Source organism: Saliniramus sp. (genome assembly GCF_035311605.1).
Taxonomy (GTDB): domain Bacteria; phylum Pseudomonadota; class Alphaproteobacteria; order Rhizobiales; family Beijerinckiaceae; genus Saliniramus.
Window position 1 is genome coordinate 1 of sequence record NZ_DATGCW010000298.1, and the last position, 2,090, is coordinate 2,090.

Annotated in this window: 2 protein-coding genes; both read left to right on the forward strand. The window is 63.7% G+C overall.

Annotation, left to right across the window (positions count from 1 at the left end; all coding sequences use genetic code 11):
- Positions 1–792: methyl-accepting chemotaxis protein (locus tag VKP01_RS13220; protein WP_324413025.1), on the forward strand; the 792-nt coding region annotated here is incomplete at its 5' end.
- A gap of 44 nt (positions 793–836) precedes the next feature.
- Positions 837–2,090, forward strand: a 1,254-nt coding sequence (locus tag VKP01_RS13225; protein WP_324413027.1) for a diguanylate cyclase domain-containing protein, incomplete at its 3' end; no start/stop codon positions are given.

The following is a 2,090-nucleotide window of genomic DNA, read 5'->3' on the forward strand; positions in this document are numbered from 1 at the left end:
CTCGAGGGGGTGCGCCGCGCCAATGGTTCCATGCAGACTGGCGCGGAAGGGGTCATCGCCGCGACCCGTGAAGCGACCGAGACCGCAACCTCCGCCTCGTCCGGTGCCGAGCAGACCAGCGCCAATGTCCAGGCTGTCGCCGCCGCAGCCGAGGAACTCGACAGCTCCATCAGCGAGATCTCGCGTCAGGTGGACCAGTCACGCGGGATCACGAAGAATGCCGTGCAGGAGGCCAGGGAAACCTCGCAGAGCGTGCAGGCCCTCGCGGATGCGTCCCAGAAGATCGGCCAGATCGTCTCGCTGATCCAGAACATTGCCGGGCAGACCAATCTGCTCGCCCTCAACGCCACGATCGAGGCCGCTCGCGCGGGTGAGGCCGGCAAGGGATTCGCTGTCGTTGCCCAGGAAGTGAAGAATCTCGCTTCACAGACGGCAAAAGCGACCGAAGAAATCTCCGAGCAGATCGCCGCCATTCAGGAATCGACGCAATCCACCGTCGCCGCCATCGGACGCATCTCCACCACCATCGACACGATCGACGAGACTTCGGTGGCGATCTCGGCTGCGGTCGAGGAGCAGGCGGCGACGACGAGCGAGATCTCTCGCTCGGTCACCGAGGCCGCCACCGGCAGCGCCTCCGTGAGCCAGGCGATGGGTGATGTGGCGCAGACGGCGCGGCGTTCGGCGGAGTCGGGCGAGAGCATGACAACGAGTGCCTCGACGGTCGATGCGGAATGCGAACGCGTCGCCAAGGCGGTCACGGATTTCATCGAACAGGTGCGCAAGATCTGACTTCACCCGCCAAGGTCCGGAACAGATCAGACGAGGCGATACGCATGCGGAATATCTTGGGCATTCACTCAGGAGCCGGAGAGGAGGATATCCGGTGGAAAGAGGAAATCAATCTGGATTGCGCCTGGGAAGAGACGACGCGCCGAATGGCACGCGCCGTCAGTGATCTGGAGCGCATCGAAACCGAACTGCTCGCCTATCAGACGGCCCTCGACCAGCATGCGATCGTGGGGATCACCGATCGACGCGGCGTGATCACCGCGGTCAACGAACCCTTCTGCCGGATCAGCGGCTACACGCGTGACGAACTGGTCGGCAAGACCCATGCCGTCCTCAATTCCGGTGTCCATCCCAAAGACTATTTCCGCACCATGTGGCGCACCATCGCGTCAGGCGGGACCTGGCGCGGTGAGATCTGTAATCGCGCGAAATGCGGCAAGCTCTACTGGGTGGACAGCACCATCGCGCCGATCAAGGGCGAGGACGGGCAAATCAAGGGCTACCTGGCGATCCGCATTGATGTGACCGAGCGCAGGATTGCCGAAGCCGAGCGTGCGGCGGAGATCGAGGCTCGCACCCGGGCCGAGACGCTCCTGCGCGACGTGATCGAGGCCATTCCCGACGGCATTGCCGCCTTCGATGCCGATGACAGGCTGATCCTGTGGAACGAGGGCTTTCTGCGAACCTATCCCAAGATGGCCGACGGCATTCGCCTCGGCATGAGCTTTGCGGAAATGTTGCATATGGGAGTTGCCCGAGGCCAGTTTCCGCAAGCCGGCAACAGTCCGGGCCGACAGAAAGCCTGGATCGACGCATGCATGCGCATCCACGCAGAAAGCGGCCATACCTTTCTGCGCGATACCGGCGACGAGCGCTGGGTGCAGGTTCGCGAAAGCCGTTCGCCCTCGGGTCATCTGGTGGGCATACGCACCGACATTACCGCGCTGAAGCGCGCCGAGACGCTCATCCGCAAACAGGCCGAGCGGGACCCGCTCACCGGGCTCGGCAACCGCAAGGCGCTGGCAAAACGGCTGGCTGCCGCGATGCGCGCGCGCCGCAAGGATGGCGAAAGCGGTGCATTGTTCTTCCTCGATCTCGACAATCTCAAGCAGATCAACGACTCGCTCGGCCATGATGCCGGTGATCATCTGATCACCACCCTGGCCGAACGGTTATCCGCCTATGCCCGCGATGGCGAAACCGTGGCGCGGATCGGCGGCGATGAATTCGCCATCGTGGTCCCGCGTCTGGCCGACATGGCGGAAGCGCAGGCCTATGGCGAGGATCTGCTCGCCACG